This window comes from Hydrogenophaga sp. (genome assembly GCF_035481345.1).
Taxonomy (GTDB): Bacteria; Pseudomonadota; Gammaproteobacteria; order Burkholderiales; family Burkholderiaceae_C; genus Hydrogenophaga.
Genome location: NZ_DATIGV010000182.1, coordinates 15,239 through 36,015, shown reverse-complemented (window position 1 = coordinate 36,015; position 20,777 = coordinate 15,239). Strand labels below are relative to the sequence as shown.

Annotated in this window: 21 protein-coding genes; 16 read left to right on the top strand and 5 right to left on the bottom strand. The window is 68.5% G+C overall.

The window, feature by feature from the left end:
• A partial coding sequence (locus tag VLG41_RS19125; protein WP_325350975.1) for an aminotransferase class V-fold PLP-dependent enzyme occupies window positions 1-855 on the top strand: 855 nt, incomplete at its 5' end.
• Here the strand turns inward: VLG41_RS19125 and VLG41_RS19120 are convergent.
• Window positions 856-1,338 (bottom strand): YhbY family RNA-binding protein, encoded by a 483-nt coding sequence (locus VLG41_RS19120; RefSeq protein WP_189688283.1) that lies wholly within the window; start codon window positions 1,336-1,338, stop codon window positions 856-858.
• A gap of 20 nt (window positions 1,339-1,358) precedes the next feature.
• Between VLG41_RS19120 and VLG41_RS19115 the strand changes: the two genes are divergently transcribed.
• The 5 genes from VLG41_RS19115 to VLG41_RS19095 all read left to right on the top strand — a co-directional run bounded on the left by VLG41_RS19115 (window position 1,359) and on the right by VLG41_RS19095 (window position 6,884).
• Window positions 1,359-2,030 carry an RlmE family RNA methyltransferase gene (locus VLG41_RS19115; RefSeq protein WP_325350974.1) on the top strand — a complete coding sequence of 224 codons (672 nt, stop codon included), beginning with the start codon at window positions 1,359-1,361 and terminating at the stop codon, window positions 2,028-2,030.
• Between the two features lie 132 nt (window positions 2,031-2,162).
• Window positions 2,163-4,079, top strand: coding sequence for an ATP-dependent zinc metalloprotease FtsH (gene ftsH, locus VLG41_RS19110; RefSeq protein WP_325350973.1), 1,917 nt, complete (start codon window positions 2,163-2,165; stop codon window positions 4,077-4,079).
• Between the two features lie 77 nt (window positions 4,080-4,156).
• Window positions 4,157-4,981, top strand: coding sequence for a dihydropteroate synthase (folP, locus tag VLG41_RS19105; protein WP_325350972.1), 825 nt, complete (start codon window positions 4,157-4,159; stop codon window positions 4,979-4,981).
• Window positions 4,982-5,058: 77 nt separating this feature from the next.
• Window positions 5,059-6,393, top strand: coding sequence for a phosphoglucosamine mutase (gene glmM, locus VLG41_RS19100; protein ID WP_325350971.1), 1,335 nt, complete (start codon window positions 5,059-5,061; stop codon window positions 6,391-6,393).
• Window positions 6,393-6,884: a GNAT family N-acetyltransferase gene (locus VLG41_RS19095; RefSeq protein ID WP_325350970.1), complete on the top strand. Its 492-nt coding sequence runs from the start codon at window positions 6,393-6,395 to the stop codon at window positions 6,882-6,884. Before glmM ends, VLG41_RS19095 begins: the two co-directional genes overlap by 1 nt.
• Window positions 6,885-6,899: 15 nt before the next feature.
• On the opposite strand, the gene VLG41_RS19090 is transcribed toward VLG41_RS19095, so the two are convergent.
• Together VLG41_RS19090 and VLG41_RS19085 are read right to left on the bottom strand one after the other, a co-directional pair.
• Window positions 6,900-8,105, bottom strand: a complete 1,206-nt coding sequence (locus VLG41_RS19090) for a DUF1343 domain-containing protein (RefSeq protein ID WP_325350969.1) — start codon at window positions 8,103-8,105, stop codon at window positions 6,900-6,902.
• 23 nt (window positions 8,106-8,128) lie between these two features.
• The gene (locus VLG41_RS19085) at window positions 8,129-8,662 is read right to left on the bottom strand and encodes a DOMON-like domain-containing protein (protein WP_325350968.1); all 534 of its coding nucleotides are present in this window, start codon (window positions 8,660-8,662) and stop codon (window positions 8,129-8,131) included.
• Window positions 8,663-8,758: 96 nt separating this feature from the next.
• On the opposite strand from VLG41_RS19085, the gene VLG41_RS19080 reads away from it, so the two are divergent.
• From VLG41_RS19080 to VLG41_RS19065, 4 genes are read left to right on the top strand one after another with little or no spacing between them, the layout of a single operon-like run.
• A complete protein-coding gene (locus tag VLG41_RS19080) occupies window positions 8,759-9,544 on the top strand; it encodes a GNAT family N-acetyltransferase (RefSeq protein WP_414652517.1) in 786 nt (261 codons plus the stop codon).
• Window positions 9,544-10,464: a UDP-2,3-diacylglucosamine diphosphatase gene (locus tag VLG41_RS19075; RefSeq protein WP_325350967.1), complete on the top strand. Its 921-nt coding sequence runs from the start codon at window positions 9,544-9,546 to the stop codon at window positions 10,462-10,464. Before VLG41_RS19080 ends, VLG41_RS19075 begins: the two co-directional genes overlap by 1 nt.
• Window positions 10,461-12,539 carry a polyphosphate kinase 1 gene (gene ppk1, locus VLG41_RS19070; RefSeq protein WP_325350966.1) on the top strand — a complete coding sequence of 693 codons (2,079 nt, stop codon included), beginning with the start codon at window positions 10,461-10,463 and terminating at the stop codon, window positions 12,537-12,539. The genes VLG41_RS19075 and ppk1 overlap by 4 nt, the downstream gene beginning before the upstream one ends.
• A gap of 19 nt (window positions 12,540-12,558) precedes the next feature.
• A complete protein-coding gene (locus VLG41_RS19065) occupies window positions 12,559-13,041 on the top strand; it encodes a SixA phosphatase family protein (RefSeq protein ID WP_325350965.1) in 483 nt (160 codons plus the stop codon).
• 24 nt (window positions 13,042-13,065) lie between these two features.
• On the opposite strand, the gene VLG41_RS19060 is transcribed toward VLG41_RS19065, so the two are convergent.
• A complete protein-coding gene (locus VLG41_RS19060) occupies window positions 13,066-13,533 on the bottom strand; it encodes a hypothetical protein (RefSeq protein WP_325350964.1) in 468 nt (155 codons plus the stop codon).
• A 74-nt stretch (window positions 13,534-13,607) separates the two neighbouring features.
• Window positions 13,608-15,095 (bottom strand): Ppx/GppA phosphatase family protein, encoded by a 1,488-nt coding sequence (locus tag VLG41_RS19055; protein WP_325350963.1) that lies wholly within the window; start codon window positions 15,093-15,095, stop codon window positions 13,608-13,610.
• A 195-nt stretch (window positions 15,096-15,290) separates the two neighbouring features.
• On the opposite strand from VLG41_RS19055, the gene pstS reads away from it, so the two are divergent.
• The 6 genes from pstS (at window position 15,291) to phoB (ending at window position 20,736) form a co-directional block, all read left to right on the top strand.
• Complete coding sequence (pstS, locus tag VLG41_RS19050) at window positions 15,291-16,322, top strand: phosphate ABC transporter substrate-binding protein PstS (protein WP_325350962.1); 1,032 nt, start codon at window positions 15,291-15,293, stop codon at window positions 16,320-16,322.
• A gap of 110 nt (window positions 16,323-16,432) precedes the next feature.
• On the top strand, window positions 16,433-17,458 hold the full coding sequence (gene pstC / locus VLG41_RS19045) for a phosphate ABC transporter permease subunit PstC (RefSeq protein WP_414652516.1): 1,026 nt from the start codon (window positions 16,433-16,435) through the stop codon (window positions 17,456-17,458).
• Between the two features lie 20 nt (window positions 17,459-17,478).
• Window positions 17,479-18,333, top strand: a complete 855-nt coding sequence (pstA, locus tag VLG41_RS19040) for a phosphate ABC transporter permease PstA (RefSeq protein ID WP_325350961.1) — start codon at window positions 17,479-17,481, stop codon at window positions 18,331-18,333.
• Between the two features lie 168 nt (window positions 18,334-18,501).
• On the top strand, window positions 18,502-19,278 hold the full coding sequence (pstB, locus tag VLG41_RS19035; protein WP_325350976.1) for a phosphate ABC transporter ATP-binding protein PstB: 777 nt from the start codon (window positions 18,502-18,504) through the stop codon (window positions 19,276-19,278).
• A gap of 28 nt (window positions 19,279-19,306) precedes the next feature.
• Entirely contained in the window at window positions 19,307-20,008 is a 702-nt protein-coding gene (gene phoU, locus VLG41_RS19030) for a phosphate signaling complex protein PhoU (RefSeq protein WP_325350960.1), read from the top strand.
• Window positions 20,005-20,736 (top strand): phosphate regulon transcriptional regulator PhoB, encoded by a 732-nt coding sequence (gene phoB / locus VLG41_RS19025; protein ID WP_325350959.1) that lies wholly within the window; start codon window positions 20,005-20,007, stop codon window positions 20,734-20,736. Before phoU ends, phoB begins: the two co-directional genes overlap by 4 nt.
• Window positions 20,737-20,777: the final 41 nt, after the last annotated feature.

The window sequence follows — 20,777 nt, the reverse complement described above, 5'->3', positions numbered from 1 at the left end:
TTCGACGCGGGCGGCCTGGGTGGCGGCGCCGTGGTCTGCAAGGCGCGCCGCGTGGGCGAAGGCCCGCAGGCGCCCTGGCAACCGGCACCGGCCGAAGAGGTGGCGGCCACGATCCGTGCCGAGAAACCCAAGGTCGTCTTCGCGCCGCACGTGGAAACCGCCAGCGGCATCCTGCTGCCCGACGGTTACCTGCGCACCATCGGCGCTGCCGCGCACGAGGTCGGCGCGCTGTTCGTGCTGGACTGCGTGGCGTCCGGCGCGATGTGGGTGGACATGCAGGCGACCGGCGTCGACGTGCTGATCTCCGCGCCGCAAAAGGGCTGGAGCAGCTCGCCATGCTGCGCCATGGTGATGTTGAGCGCACGGGCGCGAGAAGCCATCGAGGCCACGACCAGCAGCAGCTTCTCCTGCGACCTCAAGAAGTGGATGCAGATTGCCGAGGGCTACGAGAAGGGCCAGCACGCCTACCACACGACCATGCCGACCGACGCGCTGGTGCGCCTGCGCGACGTGATGCTGGAGACGCGTGAGATCGGCTTCGACAAGGTGCGCACCGCGCAGATCGAACTCGGCAGCAAGGTGCGTGCATTGCTGGAGTCGCGCGGCCTGCCCAGCGTGGCGGCCGAAGGCTTCAAGGCGCCGGGTGTGGTCGTGAGCTACACGACCGACCCGGAAATCCAGAGCGGCAAGAAGTTCCTGGCCGCCGGCCTGCAGACCGCCTCCGGCGTGCCGCTGCAGTGCGACGAAGGCCCGGACTTCCGCACCTTCCGGATCGGCCTGTTCGGCCTGGAGAAGTGGCAGAACGTGGACCGCACCGTCGGCCACCTGGCGACGGCGCTGGACAAAGTTCTCTGATCAGGTCTGGCTGCGCTTCTTGACGCTGGTCGGTGGCTTGGGCTTGGCGCGCTTGACCTTGCCGCCGGCCGTCAGGCGCTGGTTGCCCAGCACGCGCAAGGTCTTGACCTCGGGCCGCTGCCCGCCGCGCTTGCTGAACTTGAGCACCTTGACGTCGCGCGGGCCGGGCATGCGGTCCTCGTCCTCGGCACGCTCGCGCTCGACTTCGGGCTTGGGCCGCCAGAGCACCAGCAGCTTGCCGATGTGCTGGATCGGCGCGGCGTTGAGCTGGTCGGCCAGTTGCTGGTAGATGGCTTCGCGCCCGGCACGGTCGTCGGACAGCACGCGCACCTTGATCAGGCCGTGCGCGTTGAGCGCGAGATCGGTCTCGCGCACCACCGCGGGCGTCAGGCCGTCGCCGCCGACCATGACCACGGGGTCCAGATGGTGGGCCTCGGCGCGGTGGACCTTGCGTTGCGCGGGGGTGAGTTGAATTTGGGGCATCCCCGTATTATCCCGGTTGCATGAAAGTCAAGACCAAATCGAAAAAGGTCAACAAGGCGTGGTTGAACGACCATGTCAACGATCCTTACGTCAAGCTCGCCGGCAAGGAGGGCTACCGCGCCCGCGCGGCCTACAAGCTCAAGGAGATCGACGAAAGCCTCAAGCTGCTGCAGCCCGGCCACCTGGTGGTGGACCTGGGCTCCACGCCCGGGGCCTGGAGCCAGTACGTGCGGCGGCGCCTGTCGCCCCAGGGCGCGGCGGTGGGTGAGCTCAACGGCGCCATCATCGCGCTGGACATCCTGCCCATGGAGCCCATCGAGGGCGTGCAGTTCCTGCAGGGCGATTTCCGCGAGGCCGAGGTGCTGGAGCAGCTGCAGGCCGCGATGGGCGGGCGCAAGGCCGACGCCGTGGTGTCCGATATGGCGCCCAACCTGTCGGGCATCGAGTCGGCCGACGCCGCCCGCATCGCCCATCTGGTCGAACTGGCGGTGGATTTCGCCAAAAGCCATCTCAAGCCCGAGGGCGCGCTGGTGACCAAGGTGTTCCACGGCAGCGGCTACGACCAACTGGTCAAGCTGTTCAAGAGCGAGTTCCGGGTCGTCAAGGCGCTCAAGCCCAAGGCCTCGCGCGACAAGTCGTCCGAGACCTTCCTGGTCGGCATCGGGCTCAAGGCGGTTCCTGCGGCCCAATAGGCCGCCTAAATCCTTGCGATAGCCATGGCTGACACGGGTTAACCACCCGTGTCAAGAACTTGAAACGCCTAAAATGGTTCGCACGTACGCCCCAACGCCGTTGCATGTCGTACGGCTTACCGGAGTCCCCGCTTGAAGAATCCCTGGTTTTCCAAAGTTGCTGTCTGGCTCGTGATCGCCATGGTGCTGTTCACGGTGTTCAAGCAGTTCGACACCCGTGCCACGGCAGGCGCAGGCTTCGTGGGCTATTCGGACTTCCTCGAAGAGGTCCGCAACAAGCGCATCAAGACTGCCACCATCCAGGAAGGGCAGGGCGGCACCGAGATCGTCGCGATAACCACCGACGACCGCCGCGTGCGCACCACCGCGACCTATCTGGACCGGGGCCTGGTCGGCGACCTGATCGCCAACAACGTCAAGTTCGACGTCAAGCCGCGCGAAGAGGGTTCGCTGCTCATGACCCTCCTGGTCAGCTGGGGGCCGATGCTGCTGCTGATCGGCGTCTGGGTCTACTTCATGCGCCAGATGCAGGGCGGCGGCAAGGGCGGCGCCTTCAGCTTCGGCAAGAGCAAGGCGCGCATGCTCGACGAAAACAACAACACCGTGACCTTCGCCGACGTCGCCGGCTGCGACGAGGCCAAGGAAGAGGTGAAGGAAGTCGTCGACTTCCTGAAGGACCCGCAGAAGTTCCAGAAGCTCGGCGGGCGCATCCCGCGCGGCCTGCTGCTGGTCGGCCCGCCGGGCACCGGCAAGACGCTGCTGGCCAAGTCCATCGCCGGTGAAGCCAAGGTGCCGTTCTTCAGCATCTCGGGCTCCGACTTCGTGGAAATGTTCGTTGGCGTGGGCGCGGCCCGCGTGCGCGACATGTTCGAAAACGCCAAGAAGAACGCGCCCTGCATCATCTTCATCGACGAGATCGACGCCGTGGGCCGCCAGCGTGGCGCCGGCCTGGGCGGTGGCAACGACGAGCGCGAACAGACCCTCAACCAGATGCTGGTGGAGATGGACGGTTTCGAGACCAACCTCGGTGTGATCGTGGTGGCCGCCACCAACCGCCCCGACATCCTGGACGCCGCGCTGCTGCGCCCGGGCCGTTTCGACCGCCAGGTCTACGTCACGCTGCCCGACATCCGCGGCCGCGAGCAGATCCTCAACGTGCACATGCGCAAGATCCCGCTGGGCACCGACGTGAACGCCGCCATCATCGCGCGCGGCACGCCGGGCATGAGCGGCGCCGACCTGGCCAACCTGTGCAACGAAGCCGCGCTGATGGCCGCGCGCCGCAACGCGCGCACGGTGGAGATGCAGGACTTCGAGAAGGCCAAGGACAAGATCCTCATGGGCCCCGAGCGCAAGAGCATGGTCATGCCCGAGGAAGAGCGCCGCAACACGGCCTACCATGAGGCCGGCCACGCGCTCATCGGCAAGCTGCTGCCCAAGTGCGACCCGGTGCACAAGGTCACCATCATTCCGCGCGGCCGCGCGTTGGGCGTGACCATGAGCTTGCCGGAGAAGGACCGCTACAGCTACGACCGCGAGTACATGCTCAACCAGATCAGCATGCTGTTCGGCGGCCGCATCGCGGAAGAGGTGTTCATGAACCAGATGACCACCGGCGCCAGCAACGACTTCGAGCGCGCCACGCACATCGCGCGCGACATGGTGATGCGCTACGGCATGACGGACGCCCTGGGCCCCATGGTCTACGCCGAGAACGAAGGCGAGGTCTTCCTGGGCCGCTCGGTCACCAAGACGACCAACATCTCCGAGCAGACCATGCAGAAGGTCGATTCGGAAGTGCGCCGCATCATCGACGAGCAGTACGCCGAGGCGCGCCGCCTGATCGAGGAGCACGCCGACAAGATGCACGCCATGGCCAAGGCGCTGCTCGAATGGGAGACCATCGATGGCGAACAGCTCGACGACATCATGGCCGGCAAGCCGCCGCGCCCGCCCAAGGACTGGACGCCGCGCAACCCGGTGGGCGGTGGTGGTGGCAGCGGGGGTTCGCCCGCGGTGACGCCGGACCCCGCGCCCAACGCGGCCTGATCGCGGCGCGAGCCGTACCCTCCTGAACGGGGCCCTCATCGGCCCCGTTTTCATTTCTCCCTTCCGATGTGCCCGTCATGCGCTGGACCACCACCCGCTTCGACATCGACCTGAGCGAGCCCCGCGTGATGGGCATCGTCAACGTCACGCCCGACTCGTTCTCCGACGGCGGCCAGCACGCCAGCACGCGGGCCGCCATCGCCCACGCCGAGCAGCTCGTGGCCGAGGGTGCGCACCTCCTGGACGTCGGCGGCGAGTCCACCCGCCCGGGCAGCCAGCCCGTGCCGCTGGACGAGGAACTGGCGCGCGTGCTGCCGGTGCTGCGCGAAGCCCTGCGCCTGGGTGTGCCGCTGTCGGTGGACACGAACAAGCCCGAGGTGATGCGCGCCGCGCTCGACCTGGGCGCCGACATCGTCAACGACATCTGGGCCTTGCGCCAGGGCGACGCGCTCGGCGTGGTCGCGGCCCACCCGCGCGCCGGCGTGTGCCTGATGCACATGCACCGCGACCCGCTGACCATGCAGGTCGCCCCTCTGGAAGGCGATGTGCTGCCAGTGGTGCGCGCCTTCCTGCGCGAGCGGGCCCAGGCCTTGCGCGCGCTCGGCGTGGCGCGCGAGCGCATCGTGCTGGACCCCGGCATCGGCTTCGGCAAGACCGTGCCGCAGAACTTCAGCCTGCTCGCGCGCCAGGCCGAGTTGCTGGAGGAGGGGTACCCGCTGCTCGCGGGCTGGTCGCGCAAGTCCTCGCTGGGCGCGGTCACGGGCCTGCAGCACCCCGCCGAGCGCGTGCACGCCAGCGTGGCCGCCGCCGTGCTCGCGGCCGAGCGGGGCGCGCGCGTGCTGCGCGTGCACGACGTGCGCGCCACGGTCGAGGCCCTCAAGGTGTGGCAGGCCGCACGCTGACGCTGGGCACCGGGCCCCGTCAGATCGCGATAATCCGGAGGTCACACAAAACAAGCCAGACCCGAGGAGAACAAGACATGGCCCGCCAGTACTTTGGCACCGACGGCATTCGCGGCACTGTCGGTCAAGCCCCGATCACCCCCGATTTCGTGTTGCGCCTGGCGCATGCGGTGGGCCGCGTGCTCAAGCGCACCGAAGCCCACCCCGCGGTGCTGATCGGCAAGGACACGCGCATTTCCGGCTACATGCTCGAGGCCGCGCTCGAATCCGGTTTCAACTCGGCGGGCGTGGACGTGGTGCTGCTGGGCCCTGTGCCTACACCGGCCGTGGCCTACCTCACGCGCGCGCAGCGCGCCAGCCTGGGCGTGGTCATCTCGGCCAGCCACAACCCCTTCGCCGACAACGGCATCAAGTTCTTCAGCGCGCAGGGCACCAAGCTGAGCGACCAATGGGAGCTGGACGTGGAGGCCGCGCTGGATGAGCCTCCGGTGTGGGTGCCGGCGGCGGGGCTGGGCAAATCGCGCCGGCTGGACGACGCGGCGGGCCGCTACATCGAGTTCTGCAAGAGCACCTGCCCGCAGAACCTGAGCCTCAAGGGCCTGAAGATCGTCGTGGACGCGGCGCATGGCGCGGCCTACCACATCGCTCCCGCCGTGTTCCACGAACTCGGCGCCGAAGTCATCAAGATCGGCTGCGCGCCCGATGGCCTGAACATCAACGCCGGCGTGGGCGCCACCCACCCCGAGGCCCTGCTGGCCGCGGTGCGCGAGCACGGCGCCGACTACGGCATCGCGCTCGACGGCGACGCCGACCGCCTGCAGATGGCCGATCGCCACGGCCGCCTCTACAACGGCGACGAACTGCTCTACCTGATGGTGGCCGACCGCCTGGCGCGCGACGAGGACGTGCCCGGCGTGGTGGGCACGCTCATGACCAACATGGCGGTGGAGGTGGCGCTGAAAGCGCGCGGCGTGCGCTTCGTGCGCGCCAAGGTGGGCGACCGCTACGTGCTCGAAGAACTGGAGCGCCACGGCTGGATCCTCGGCGGCGAGGGCTCGGGCCACCTGCTGGTGCTCGACCGGCACACCACGGGCGATGGCCTGGTGTCGGCGCTGCAGGTGCTCTATGCCTGCGTGGGCAGCGGCAAGACGCTCGCGCAGTTGCTGGCCGACGTGACGCTGTTCCCGCAGACGCTCATCAACGTGCGCCTGCAGCCCGGGCAGGACTGGAAAACCAACCACCGCCTGGCCGACACCACCAAGGCGGTGGAGGGCGAACTGGGCGAGGCCGGCCGCGTGCTGATCCGCGCCAGCGGCACCGAACCGCTGCTGCGCGTGATGGTGGAGGCGCGCGACGCCGCCGTGGCCCTGGCGAGTGCCGAGCGCCTGGCCGACGCCGCGAGGGCCGCCTGATGGCCGCGGTGTATTCCGTGCGGCGCGCCGACTACGCCCGGGCGGCCGACGCGCGCGCCATCGTGGCCCTGCTGGACGCGTACGCCAGCGATCCGGCCGGCGGCGGTGAGCCCCTGAGCGACTTCGCCCGCCAGCGGCTGGTGCCCGAACTGGCCAGCCGCCCGCACGCGTTCAGCGTGCTGGCCTTCGACGGCGAGGCCGCCGTGGGCCTGGTCAACTGCATCGAGGGCTTTTCCACCTTCAAGTGCCTGCCGCTGGTGAACGTGCACGACGTGGTCGTGCTGGCCAGCCACCGGGGCAGGGGCATCGCGGAGGCCATGCTGGGCGAGGTGGAGCGCATCGCGCGCGAGCGCGGGGCCTGCAAGCTCACGCTGGAGGTGCTGTCGGGCAACGCGCCGGCCATGCGGCTGTATCAGCGCGTGGGCTTCGCGGGGTACCAGCTGGATCCGGCGATGGGCACGGCCAGCTTCCTGCAGAAGTGGCTGGACTGAGCGTCGCTTGAGCGCTCAGTAAAGCAGGAAGGGCCGGCGCGCCTCGATCCACGCAGCCTCGTCGGCCCGCGCGGCATCATCCAGCGCCTCGGGCGGCGCGTTCACGTCGTCCACCCATTCGCGCAACAGCGGCCCGCCGTTGATGAGGTCGATGGCCAGCCGGTCGCGCTCGTACTCGTAGGGAAAGTCGCGCCACAGCGGGTAGCCGGGCTGTTGCAGGCGGATGGCCCGGAACGCCAGGGCCTGCAGGCGCCAGGGCTGGAAGTCCGCGTGACCGTAGTGCGCGGGGTCTTCCACGTGGATCTGCACGCCGGCGCACAGCTGGCCCACGTGCTTGTGGAAGGTGGGCTCGAACCAGCACTCGCGCAGCGCGCAGCCGCGCAGCCACTGCGGTGCGACGCGGCGCATGTCGGCCAGCAGCCGCGGGGTGTCGATGTCGGGGGCGCCGAACAGCTCCAGCGGCCGCGTGGTGCCCCGGCCTTCGCTGAGGGTGGTGCCCTCCAGCATCACGGTGCCCGCGTAGGCGCGCGCCATCGACAGGTTGGGCGCATTCGGGCTGGGGTTTACCCAGCTGCGCTCGCCGATCGGCCAGCCGAAGCCCGGCGCCTCGTCGGGCCGCCAGCCGTCCATGGTGATCACGCGGTATTCCAGTGACAGGCCCAGCGTGGCGATGAACCACTGCCCCAGCTCGCCCATGGTGAGGCCGTGCCGCATGGGCATGGGGCCGGCGCCCACGAAGCTCTCCCAGCCCTTGCGCAGGGTGAGGCCTTCCACGGGGCGCCCGGCGGGGTTGGGGCGGTCCAGCACCCACACGGCCTTGCCCAGGCGCGCGGCGGCTTCCAGCACGTAGCGCAGGGTGGTGATGAAGGTGTAGATGCGGCAGCCCAGGTCCTGCAGGTCGACGAGCAGCACGTCGAAGCTGTCCATCATGGCGTTGGTGGGGCGGCGCACCTCGCCGTACAGGCTGAACACCGGAATGCCCAGACGCGGATCGGTGTAGTCGGGCGACTCGACCATGTTGTCCTGCTTGTCGCCGCGCAGGCCGTGCTGCGGGCCGAAGGCGGCGCTGAGCTTCACGTCGGGCAGGGCGGCCAGGGCGTCCAGGCTGTGCGTCAGGTCGCGCGTGACTGAGGCCGGGTGGGCCAGCACGGCCACGCGCCGTCCGGCCAGGGGTGCGCGCAGTGCGGGGTCGTTCAGGAAGCGTTCGATGCCGAATTGCATGGGCGTGGGTAGGGGGGGCGAGGTCAGTCGGCGGGCAGGTGCAGCGTCCAGCCCGCGGGGTCGTGGAAGTCAGGGGTGGGCCGGGGGTGGTGCAAGGCCCAGTGCGACACCTGGCCCCGGGTGTCTTCGATCACCGCGCTCAGACCCAGTTGCCAGGCGCCGGGCGGCAGGTGCCGGCGCTCCAGCACCGCGACCAGTTCCACGCCGTCGGCGGTGTCGCGCCGCTCGATCACGGGGGCCTGGGGCGCGCCGGTCTGCGCGTCGCGCACGCGCGTGCGGCTGAAGGCGTAGTCGGCCCACTGGCCCGACGGGGAGAAATTGAACTCGCGGTAGGCGCCCTGGCCGGCCTGCGCGATGAAGGCCTCCAGGCAGGTGTGGCGCCACAGGCCATCGGCCATGCCGCCGCCCCGGGGCTCGGGCCAGTGCACCGCGCCAGTGTCCCCATGCACCCGGTAGTGCAGCACCAGCTCGCGAGGCTCGGCACTCACGCTCACCGTGATGCCGAGCGCGATCGGCGGCGAAGCGGGGTGGGGGATGAGAGACAGCGGGGTGGGCACGGGCGCCATTGTGTCAGCCCGGGCGCCGTGTCGTTTCACGCAATCGTCACCTGCCTGCCACGTGCGTGCCACGGGTGCGTCGCAGCATGGAGGGCCATGGACAAGACGCAGATCACCGCAGCGACGTCGCTGCCCATGGCCCTCCCGGCGCCCGAGCGCGCGGGCGGTTTGCAGGTGCGCTGGGCGCGCCACCTGGACGACGTGCGCGCCGCGCAGCGCCTGCGCTTCGACGTGTTCGCGGGCGAGATGGGCGCGCGGCTGGCCACGCCGCTGCCCGGCCACGACATCGACCTCTTCGACGACTTCTGCGAGCACCTGCTGGTGTGCGACGCCGCCACCGACGCGGTGATCGGCACCTACCGCGTGCTCACTCCCGCACAGGCGCGCCGCGTGGGCAGCACCTACAGCGACACCGAGTTCGACCTCACCCGCCTGCGCCAGGTGCGCGAGCGCATGGTGGAGCTGGGCCGCAGCTGCGTGCACCCCGACCACCGCCAGGGCGGCGTGATCCTGGCGCTGTGGGGGGCGCTGGGCGCCTTCATGCAGCGCAACGGGCTGGACGTGATGATCGGCTGCGCCAGCATCCCCATGCACCACGATGGCCGCCTGGCCGCCAGCCTCTGGCGCCAGGTGCGCGAACACCACCTCGCACCCATCGACTGGCACGTGCGCCCGCGCCTGCCGCTGCCCGTGGACCGGCTGGACGGCTCGCTCGACGTCGAGCCGCCCGCGCTGATCAAGGGCTACCTGCGCCTGGGCGCCAAGGTGCTGGGCCCGCCGGCCTGGGACCCGGACTTCAACACCGCCGACCTGCCCATGCTGATGCGGCTGGGCGACCTGCCGCCGCGTTACCGCAAACACCTGTTGGGAGGGACCGCCTGATGCGAACCGCTTTTGATGCACTGGGCGGCTGGGCCGCACGATCGCGCCTGCAGGCGGGCGGGGGAGGGTCCTTGCCCATCGACGTCGATCACGACGACGGCGACAACGCCCCCGACGGCCCGGAGCGCGCCCGCTACCGGGCCGTTTTCATCTCAGACCTGCACCTGGGCACCGCCGGTTGCAAGGCCCGCCCGCTGCTGGAGTTCCTCAAGCAGCACCCCAGCGAGACCCTGTACCTGGTCGGCGACATCATCGACGGCTGGCAATTGCGCCGCAAATGGTTCTGGCCGCAGTCGCACAACGACGTGGTGCAAAAACTCCTGCGCCGCGCGCGCAAGGGCTGCCGGGTGGTCTTCGTGCCGGGTAACCACGACGAATTCGCGCGCCAGTTCGATGGCAACCAGTTCGGCGGCATCGAGGTGCACAACGAGGCCGAGCACGTCACGGCCGACGGCCGGCGCCTGTGGGTGGTGCACGGCGACCACTTCGACGGCGTGATCCAGTGCGCCAAGTGGCTGGCCTACCTGGGCGACAACGCCTACGAGCTGCTGCTGCGCCTGAACAACCACCTCAACTCGCTGCGTGCGCGCATGGGTCTGCCGTACTGGTCGCTCTCGCAGTACCTCAAGCACAAGGTCAAGAAGGCCCTGAACTACGTGATGGACTTCGAGCGCGCCGTGGCGGCCGAGGCCCGCTCGCGCGGCTACCACGGGGTGGTCTGCGGCCACATCCACCGGCCGGAGATGCGCCACATCGACGGCACGCTCTATTGCAACGACGGCGACTGGGTGGAAAGCCTGTCGGCCCTGGTGGAGCACCTGGACGGCCGCCTGGAGCTGGTGCACTGGGCGCCGGGCGCCTTGCCCGAGGGCATCGCGCAAGGTGAAAAGGCGCGCGGCCAAACCATAATTGGCGCATGACCGGCCAACCCACCGCCCCGCGTTTTTCCCTTCTCGACCGCGACCACAGCATCCTCGCGTTCAACGAACGCGTGATGGACTGGGCGCGCCGCCCCGACGTGCCCGAACTGGAGCGCCTGCGCTACCTCAGCATCGTCTCCAGCAACCTCGACGAGTTCTTCGAGGTGCGCATGGCACCGCAGCTGGCGGCGGCCAAGGCGTACGAGACGCGCGGCCTCTACACCGCCCAGACCTTCGAGGCCTTGTCGGCCAAGGTGCACGAGCTGGTGGCCCAGCAGTACGCCATCTACAACGACGAACTGCTGCCCGCGCTGGAGAAGAAGGGCATCAAGATCGTGGCGCACAGCGAGCGCAACGCGCGCCAGCGACGCCACGTGCGCGAGATCTTCCACAACGAGGTGCAACCCCTGTTGATGCCCGTGGGCCTGGACCCGGCCCACCCGTTCCCGCAGGTGGCCAACAAGTCGCTCAACTTCATCGTGCGCCTCACCGGCAAGGACGCCTTTGGCCGCGAGAACGAGATCGCCATCGTCAAGGTGCCGCGCATCCTGCCGCGCTTCTTCCGCCTGCCCTCGGTCAAGGGCTCGCGGCAGATCCATTTCGTCTCCATCTCCAGCCTCATCCGCACCCACCTGAACGAGCTGTTCCCCGGCCGCCAGGTGACCGAGTTCTCGCAGTTCCGCGTCACGCGCCACTCCGACCTGGCGGTGGACGAGGAGGAGGTGAAGAACCTGCGCACGGCCCTGCGCAAGGGCCTGCAGCAGCGCCACTACGGGCAGGCGCTGCGGCTGGAGGTGTCGGCCGGGGCGTCCACCTTCCTGTCCGACTTCCTGCTCGAGCAGTTCGGCCTGCCCCAGGCCTGCCTGTACCGCGTGCCCGGCCCGGTGAACCTGGTGCGCCTGAACCAGCTCATCGACAAGGTCGACGCGCCGGAGCTGCGCTTCGAGCCTTACCTGCCCGGTTGGCCGCAGCAGCTCACGCCCGGGCAGTCGTTCTTCGAGCGCTTGCAGCAGGGCGACGTGCTGATCCACCAGCCCTACGAAAGCTTCGACGCCGTGCTGTCCTTCCTGCGCGAGGCGGTGGAAGACCCCGACGTGCTGGCCATCAAGCAGACCATCTACCGCACCGGCGCCAAGAGCGAGCTGATGGACCTGCTGCGCGAGGCCGTGCGCCGCGGCAAGGAAGTGACAGCCGTGGTGGAGCTCAAGGCGCGCTTCGACGAGGAAGCCAACATCAACTACGCCGAGCGCCTCGAATCGGTGGGCGCGCAGGTGGTGTACGGCGTGGTGGGGCTCAAGACGCACGCCAAGATGCTGCTCATCACCCGCCGCGAGCCCGCCGGCCTGCGCCGCTACGCGCACCTGTCCACCGGCAACTACAACCCGGGCACCGCGCGCGTCTACACCGACCTGAGCTACCTGACGGCCGACGAATCGCTCACCGCCGACGTCGACCAGGTCTTCCTGCACCTGGCCAGCCAGAACCGGCTGGCCAAGCTGAACAAGGCGCTGATCGCGCCCTTCCTGCTGCACAAGGCCATGCTCGACAAGGTGGCCGCCGCCGGCGAGGCCGCCGCGCGGGGCCAGGACGCGCGCATCACGCTCAAGATGAACGCGCTCACCGACGAGCCGCTGGCGCGCGCGCTGGCCGTGGCCTCGCAGCAGGGCGTGAAGGTCGACCTCATTGTGCGCGGCGCCTGTGTGCTGCCGGCCGGCGTGCCGGGCTTCACCGACAACGTGCGCGTGCGCTCGGTCATCGGCCGCCTGCTCGAGCATTCGCGCGTGTACCACTTCCGCGTCAACGGCGATGAGGAGATCTGGCTGTCCAGCGCCGACTGGATGAACCGCAACATGCTGCGCCGCGTGGAACTGGCCTGGCCCGTGCTGGACCCGGCGCTGCGCCAGCGGGTGATCGACGAATGCCTCAACGCCTACCTGCACGACACGCGCGACGCCTGGCTGCTGCAGCCCGACGGCCACTACGTGGCGGCCGGGCACGGCGCCTCGGGGCGGCAGCGCCACCACCTGCAGTCGGCGCAGGCCAGCCTGATGGCGCGGCACGGTGGCAAGGGGTAAGGCGATGACGGTGCGCGGCATGGACCTGATCCTGTGGCGCCACGCCGAAGCGGTGGACCACCCCGACCTGGCCGACGGCCTGCCGGGGGATCGCGCCGACCTGGCGCGCCGGCTCACCCCGCGCGGCGAGAAGCAGGCCGCGCGTGTGGCGGCCTGGCTGGATCGCCAGCTCCCCGAAGGCGCGCGCGTGTGGAGCAGCCCCGCCGCGCGCTGCGAACAGACCGTGATGGCGCTGGGCCGGCGCTACAAGATCAGCGAGGCGATCGCGCCCGAGGCCGGTGCCGACGCCTTGCTGGAGCTGATTCAGTGGCCCGCGGGCAAGGGGCCCGTGGTGGTGGTGGGGCACCAGCCCACGCTGGGGCAGGTGATCGCCCGCCTGCTGGGCTTCACCGAGGACGATTGCTCGGTGAAGAAGGGCGCGCTGTGGTGGTTGCGCCACCGCGAGCGCAATGGCTCGGGCGAGACCGTGGTCGTCACGGTGCAGACGCCCGAGATGCTCTGAGGCCCGAGACGCTCCGAGGCGGGCTCAGGCGGCCTTGGTGGTCGCCTTTCCAGGCGCGGCCTTCTTGGCGGGGGCCTTGCGGGTGGGCTTCGCGGCGGGCGTGGTCGGCGCTTTCGGTGCGGCCTTGGTCGCCGCTTTCGCGGCGGGCTTCGCGGCTTTCGTCGGAGCCGCTTTCCTTGCGGCCGGCTTCTTCACCGCGGCCTTCTTCTTGGCTGGCGTCGCCGCGGGCTGGGCGGCCGGTGCCTTCGCCGCGGGGCGGCCGGTCTTGAGCGTGGGCACGGCGGCCACGGCGGCCTTGTAGGCCGCGTCGCTCAGGCCCTGCAGCGCCATCAGGCCGGCGCGCAGCAGTTCACTCTTTTTCACGCTGGTGCCCAGGGCGATCGCCCGGGCCTTGAGCGCCTCGATCGCGGCGAATTCGTTCTTCGGGATGGTGAAGCTGTCGCGAACGAGCTTGGGCTTCTTGCTGGCGGACTTGTCGTTGGCCGGGGCCATGGATCACTCCTGGGAGGTAGGGGAGCGATGAGTATAAACCGTATAAACGGTTTATATGAAAGACGAATGACGGCTCAGCGAACGTCCGCCGTGAACTTCCAGGACGAGACCTTCTGCCAGGCCTGGATCTCTTCCCCGAGCAGCCAGGCCGACTGTGGGAAGCGCCGCGCCCAGCCCGAAGGCGTGGACAGCTTGAAGGCGCCGGTCTTGTAGCCCAGGCGCATGGACTGGTACTCCGGCAACTGCCGCGCGTGGCACAGCAGCACGGCCAGCCGCAGGCAGACGAGCTGCTTGGCGAACAGTTCGTCCTGCAGGGCTTCCTCCAGCTTGCGCAGCTTGCCGCGCTGGCCCAGCACCAGCAGGCTCATGCGGTGCAGTTCGCGCAAGGAGAAACCCGGCGCGTCCACGTTGTCCAGGATGTAGGCGCCGTGGTGGTGGTTGCGCTCGTGCGAGATGTGCGAGCCGATCTCGTGCAGTTGCGCGGCCCAGGCCAGCTTCTGTGAGTAGCGGGTGTCCTGCTCGTCGGGCGCGGCCACCTGCGAGAACAGCGCATTGGCCACCTCGCCCACGCGGCGCGCCTGCGCCTCGTCGGCCGAGAAACGCTGCGCCAGCCAGCGAACGGTGCGCTCGCGCACGTCGCCGCCGTCGCTCTCGCGGTCGATCAGGTCGTACAGCGCGCCGTGACGCAGCGCGCCCTGCGCGGGCAGCATCTGGTCCAGGCCGTACAGGTCGAAGATCGCGCGCAGCACCGCCAGGCCACCGGCCAGCACCGGGCGCCGGTCGTCCTTCAGGCCGTCGAGTCGCAGGTTGTCCACGTGGCCCGCGCGCAGCAGGCGCTCGGTGAGCCAGTCCAGCCCGGAGCGCGTGATCAGGCCCATGGCCCAGCCGTTGGCGCCCAGCATGTCGGCGATCGAGCCCACCGTGCCCGAGGAGCCGTAGGCCACGTGCCATTGCGTGGGCGGAAACTTGTCCATCGCCTCGTCGAGCACGGCCTTGGCGGCCACCTCGGCGGTCTTGAGCGTGGCCGCGGTGAATTGCCCGCGCGGGAAATAGCGCGTGGACCAAGCCACGCTGCCCAGCCGGTACGACTCCAGCACCTCGGCCGTGTAGCCCTGGCCCATGATCATTTCGGTGGAGCGCCCGCCGATGTCCACCACCAGGCGGCGCTCGTCGGAATGCGGCAGCAGGCGCGAGACGCCCTGGTAGATCAGCCGCGCCTCCTCGTGGCCCGAGACCACCTCGATCGGAAAGCCCAGCACCTGTTGCGCACGGTTGAGGAATTGTTCGCGGTTGCGGGCCTCGCGCAGGGTCTGCGTGGCCACGGCGCGCACCTGCTGCTTCTTGAAGCCCTGCAGGCGCTCGCCGAAGCGGGCCAGGCATTCCCAGCCGCGCTCCATGGCCGCGGGGTTGAGGTTCTTCTCGTCGTCCAGCCCGTTGCCCTGGCGAACGGTCTCCTTCAGGTACTCCACCCGCTCGATGTGGCCGGCGTGGTAGCGGCCGATCTCCAGGCGAAAGCTGTTCGAGCCGAGGTCCACGGCGGCGAGGAGGGTTCCGTTTTGCATGGAGAAATGGGGACGTGCGGGCGAAGCGCCGCTGGGCGGGGAGGCGCCGATTGTGACGCATGCCCCAGGAGCGGGCGTCGGCAGGCGCGACGGGGAAGGCCCTTTTTGTGACGCGCGTTTGATGTCACGCAGTTGTCACACAGCCTCCATAAAGTCCGCTCGTCCCTTCTCTGCAACCTCTGAGGACTTCCCCGCATGAACAGCAAACGTACCCTTCTGAAAGCCCTGACCGCTGCCGCGATGGCCACCCTCGCGCTCGGTACCGCACACGCCGCCGACATCACCGGCGCTGGCGCCACGTTCCCGTTCCCGATCTATGCCAAGTGGGCGGAGATGTACAAGGCTCAGACGGGCACCGGCCTGAACTACCAGTCGATCGGCTCGTCGGGCGGTCTGCGCCAGATCCGCGCCAAGACGGTGGCCTTCGGTGCCTCCGACGCCCCCGTGAAGGGCGAGGAACTCGACAAGGACGGCATGGTGCAGTTCCCCGCCATCATCGGCGGCACGGTGCCCGTGTTCAACCTGGAAGGCTTCGCTCCGGGTTCCATCCGCATCACCGGCCCCGTGCTGGCTGACATGTTCCTGGGCAAGATCAGCACCTGGAACGACGCCAAGATCACCGCGCTGAACCCGGGCAAGACCCTGCCCAACACCCCCATCACCGTGGTGCACCGCGCCGACGGCTCGGGCACGACCTTCAACTTCACCGACTACCTGGCCGCTGTCAGCAAGGACTGGGCGGACACCGTCGGCAAGGGCGCCGCCGTGAAGTGGCCGGCCTCCACCTCGGTGGGCGGCAAGGGCAACGAGGGCGTGGCCGCCAACGTGAGCCGCACCCGCGGCGCCATCGGCTACGTCGAATACGCCTACGCCAAGAAGAACAACATCCCGCACATGGCCCTGCAGAACGCCGATGGCCAGTACGTGCAGCCGGACGACAAGAGCTTCGCCGCCGCCGCGGCCGGCGTGGACTGGTTCAGCGTGCCCGGCATGGGCGTGTCCATGGTCAACGCCAAGGGCAAGGAGAGCTGGCCCATCAGCACCGCCTCGTTCATCCTCATGTACAAGGAACCGAGCGACAAGGCGCAGTCGGCCGAGGTGCTCAAGTTCTTCGACTGGGCCTTCAAGAACGGCAAGCAGGCCGCCGTCGACCTGGACTACGTGCCCATGCCCGACGCGGTGACCAGCCAGATCCGCGACAAGGTCTGGTCGCAGATCGCCCGCTGATCGTGGGCTGAGGCCCCGACGAACCCACCGGTGGGCCAGGGCCGGCCGGTGGGTTTTTTCAGTCCGATGTCTGTCATACAGTCTGTCAAACAAGGCCCGAGGAGGGTCCGATGAACACCACCACCAGCAGCACAGACGCCAGCATGCCTTCCAACCGATCCCGTTCCACCCCGCAAGACCTGCGCAGCGAGAGCGCCATGGTGGCCGTTGCCCGGCGTCAGCAATGGCAGGACGCGATCTTCCACCGACTCACGCAGGCCTTCTCGCTGCTGGTGCTCATCGCGCTGGCGGGCATCATCGTTTCGCTGTTCATCAACGCCTGGCCCACGTTCAAGACCTTCGGCTTCGGCTTCCTCTGGACGGTCGAGTGGGACATCGTCAACGAGCAGTACGGCGCCGCCATCGCCATCGTCGGCACACTGCTCAGCGCCGGCATCGCCATGCTCTTTGGCGTGCCGCTGGCCTTTGGCATCGCGCTCTTCCTCACCGAGACCTGCCCCGTGTGGCTGCGCCGTCCGCTGGGCACCGCCATCGAACTGCTGGCCGCCGTGCCGTCCATCATCTACGGCATGTTCGGCCTGTTCGTGTTCGCGCCGGTGTTCGCCGACTACTTCCAGGTGCCCACACGCGAACTCATGATGGGCATGCCCCTGATCGGCTGGCTGTTCGGTGGCGCGCCCAACGGCCTGGGCATCCTGGCCGCCGGCATCATCCTCGCGTTCATGGTGCTGCCCTTCATCGCGGCCGTGATGCGCGACGTCTTCGAGATCACGCCGCCCATCCTGCGCGAGTCGGCCTACGGACTGGGCTGCACCACCTGGGAGGTGGTCGCCAAGGTGGTGCTCCCGTACACGCAGAAGGGCGTCATCGGCGGCATCATGCTCGGCCTGGGTCGCGCCCTGGGCGAGACCATGGCCGTCACCTTCGTGATCGGCAACGCCAACCGCATGCCCACCTCGCTGTTCTCGCCGGGCACCTCCATCGCCTCGGTGCTGGCCAACGAATTCGGCGAAGCCGAAGGCCTGCACTTCAACACCCTGTTTGCGCTGGGCTTCCTGCTGTTCTGCATCACCTTCGTGGTGCTGGCGCTGGCCAAGTGGATGATCATCCGCGCCGAAAAGGCCAAGGGCGCCTGAGCCCTGGAGCGAGACACACCATGCAAATGAATCAAGCGCTCTACAAACGCCGCCAGAGCACCAACCTCATCGGCCTGACGCTCTCCATGGGCGCCATGATCCTCGGCCTGTTCGTGCTGCTGTGGATCCTGTGGGTCCTGTTCTCCAACGGCCTCGCGGGGCTGGACCTCAACGTCTTCACCGCCGACACGCCCGCGCCGGGTTCCGAAGGCGGTGGCCTGCGCAATGCCCTACTGGGCAGCCTCATGATCGTGGGCCTGTCGGTGCTGGTGTCCACGCCGGTGGGCATCCTCGCGGGCATCTACCTCACCGAATACGGCGACAACAGCAAGGTGGCCGAGTTCACGCGCTTCGTCACCGACATCATGCTGTCGGCCCCGTCCATCGTGCTCGGCCTCTTCGTGTACTCCATCGCGGTGGCCACCGTGGGCAACTTCTCGGGCTACGCCGGCAGCCTGGCGCTGTCGCTGATCGCCATTCCCGTGGTGGTGCGCACCACCGAGAACATGCTGCGCCTGGTGCCCGGCAGCCTGCGCGAAGCCGCCTTCGCGCTCGGCGCGCCGCGCTGGAAGGTCTCGCTCATGGTCACGCTGCGCGCGGCCAAGAGCGGCGTCATCACCGGGCTGCTGCTGGCGGTGGCGCGCATCAGCGGTGAAACCGCGCCGCTGCTGTTCACCGCGCTGAGCAACCAGTTCTACAGCACCGACATGGGCGGCCCCATGGCCAACCTGCCGGTGGTGATCTTCCAGTTCGCGATGAGTCCTTACGACAACTGGGTGCGCCTGGCCTGGGCCGGCGCGCTGATCATCACGCTCACCGTCTTGGCCCTCAACATCCTGGCGCGCGTGTTCTTCCGCGACAAAGTCAAGGTCTGACATGAAACACCCCCGCCGCGCTTCGCGCGACCCCCTCAAGGGGGCGGCGCCTGCGGCCCGGCAAAGCCGGTTCCGCGGCACCTCTCGGTAACAGCTTCACTCAAGGAACTCATCGTGTCATCCGAATCCGCCTTCGCCATTCGCCCCGAGAACATGGCCGCGAGCAAGATGCCCGCTGTTCAGGGCGAGGCACGCAACGCCCTCGAGGTGCGCAACCTCAACTTCTTCTACGGCAAGTTCCAGGGCCTGAAGAACGTCACGCTGGACATCCAGGAGAAGCGCGTCACGGCCTTCATCGGCCCCTCGGGCTGCGGCAAGTCCACGCTGCTGCGCACCCTCAACCGCATGTACAGCCTTTACCCCGGCCAGCGCGCCGAGGGCGAGATCAAGCTGTATGGCCAGAACATCCTCGACGCCAAGCAGGACCTGAACCTGCTGCGCGCGCGCATCGGCATGGTGTTCCAGAAGCCCACGCCATTCCCCATGTCGATCTACGACAACATCGCCTTCGGTGTGCGCCTCTACGAGAACCTGCCGCGCAGCGAGATGGACGACCGCGTGGAATGGGCGCTGACCAAGGCCGCGCTGTGGAAGGAAGTAAAGGACAAGCTCAACCAGAGCGGTCTGTCGCTCTCCGGTGGCCAGCAGCAGCGGCTGTGCATCGCGCGCAGCGTGGCGGTCAAGCCCTCGGTGCTGCTGCTCGACGAGCCCACCTCCGCGCTCGACCCGATCTCCACCGGCAAGGTGGAAGAGCTGGTGCACGAGCTCAAGTCCGACTACACCATCGCCATCGTCACGCACAACATGCAACAGGCCGCGCGCTGCAGCGACTACACCGCCTACATGTACCTGGGCGAGCTGATCGAGTTCGGTGCCACCGAGCAGATCTTCTTCAAGCCCACCAAGACGGCGACCGAGGACTACATCACCGGCCGCTTCGGCTGATCCGCGTCACACTCTGGGAGACACACGCATGAGCGACAAACACCTGTCCAGCCAGTTCGACGCCGAACTCAATTCCATTTCCACCAACGTGCTGGAGATGGGGGGGCTGGTCGAATCCCAGCTGCACCAGGCGGTCTACGCCCTGGTCAACATGAGCCTGGAATCCGCCCTTCAGGTGGAAGAGAACGAGAGCCGCATCAACCAGATGGAGCTCACGATCGACCACGAGATCATCTCGACGATCGGTCGCCGCCAGCCCACGGCGCGCGACCTGCGCTTCCTGATGGCCATCTCGCGCACCACGCAGAACCTGGAGCGCGCGGGCGACGAAGTGGCGCGCATGGCGCGCATGGTCAAGTCCATCATCGAAACCGGTTCGCCGCGCAACCTGCCGATCTCCGAGCTGCGTCTGGCCGCCGACCTGGCCGCCTCGCTGCTGCGCAAGTCGCTCGACTCCTTCGCCCGCCTGGACACGCAGATGGCGGTCTCGATCATCAAGGCGGACGACCAGATCGACGAGGAGTACAACGGCTTCCTGCGCAAGCTGATCACCTACATGATGGAAGACGCGCGCAAGATCTCGCCGAGCCTGGACCTGCTGTTCCTGGCCAAATCGATCGAGCGGGTCGGCGATCACGCCAAGAACATCGCCGAACAGATCATTTTCATCGTCAAGGGCGAAGACGTCCGTCACACGCCCGTCGACAAAGTGGAGTCCGTTGCCGGATGAGAAAACTGCCCAGGATCCTGGTCGTCGAGGACGAACCCTCGATCGCCGAACTGATCGCCGTCAACCTGCGGCACAACGGCTTCGCGCCGACCATCGTCTTCGACGGTGCCGCCGCGCAGCGCGAAGTGGATGCCGTGCTGCCCGACGTGATCCTGCTCGACTGGATGCTGCCCGGCGAGAGCGGGGCCGTGCTGGCCCGCCAGTGGCGCAAGAACGAGCGCACCAAGACCGTTCCGATCCTCATGCTCACCGCGCGCAGCGACGAGAGCGACAAGGTGCAGGGCCTGGACGCCGGTGCCGACGACTACATCACCAAGCCCTTCTCCACCCAGGAACTGCTCGCGCGCATCCGCGCCGTGCTGCGCCGGCGCGCGCCGGAGATCGTGAACGACTCGGTGCAGGTGGGCGAGCTCACGCTCGACGCGGCCACCTACCGCGTGAGCTTTCGCGGGCGCGAACTCAAGGTGGGCCCCACCGAGTTCAAGCTGCTGCACTACCTCATGAAGCACGCGGAGCGTGTGCACTCCCGTGGTACGCTGCTCGACAAGGTCTGGGGAGACCATGTCTTCATCGAGGAGCGAACCGTGGACGTGCACGTCAAGCGATTGAGGGAATCCCTGGGCGAGGCATCGACCATGGTCGAAACGGTGCGTGGCGCCGGCTACCGCCTCACCGCCGTGAACAGCCCCGCACGCCCGACGCAAGGCACGCCGCTCTCGGCGACATGAACCCGGCTCAACCGCCCGTAGGGGCTTGCACCGCGGCGCGC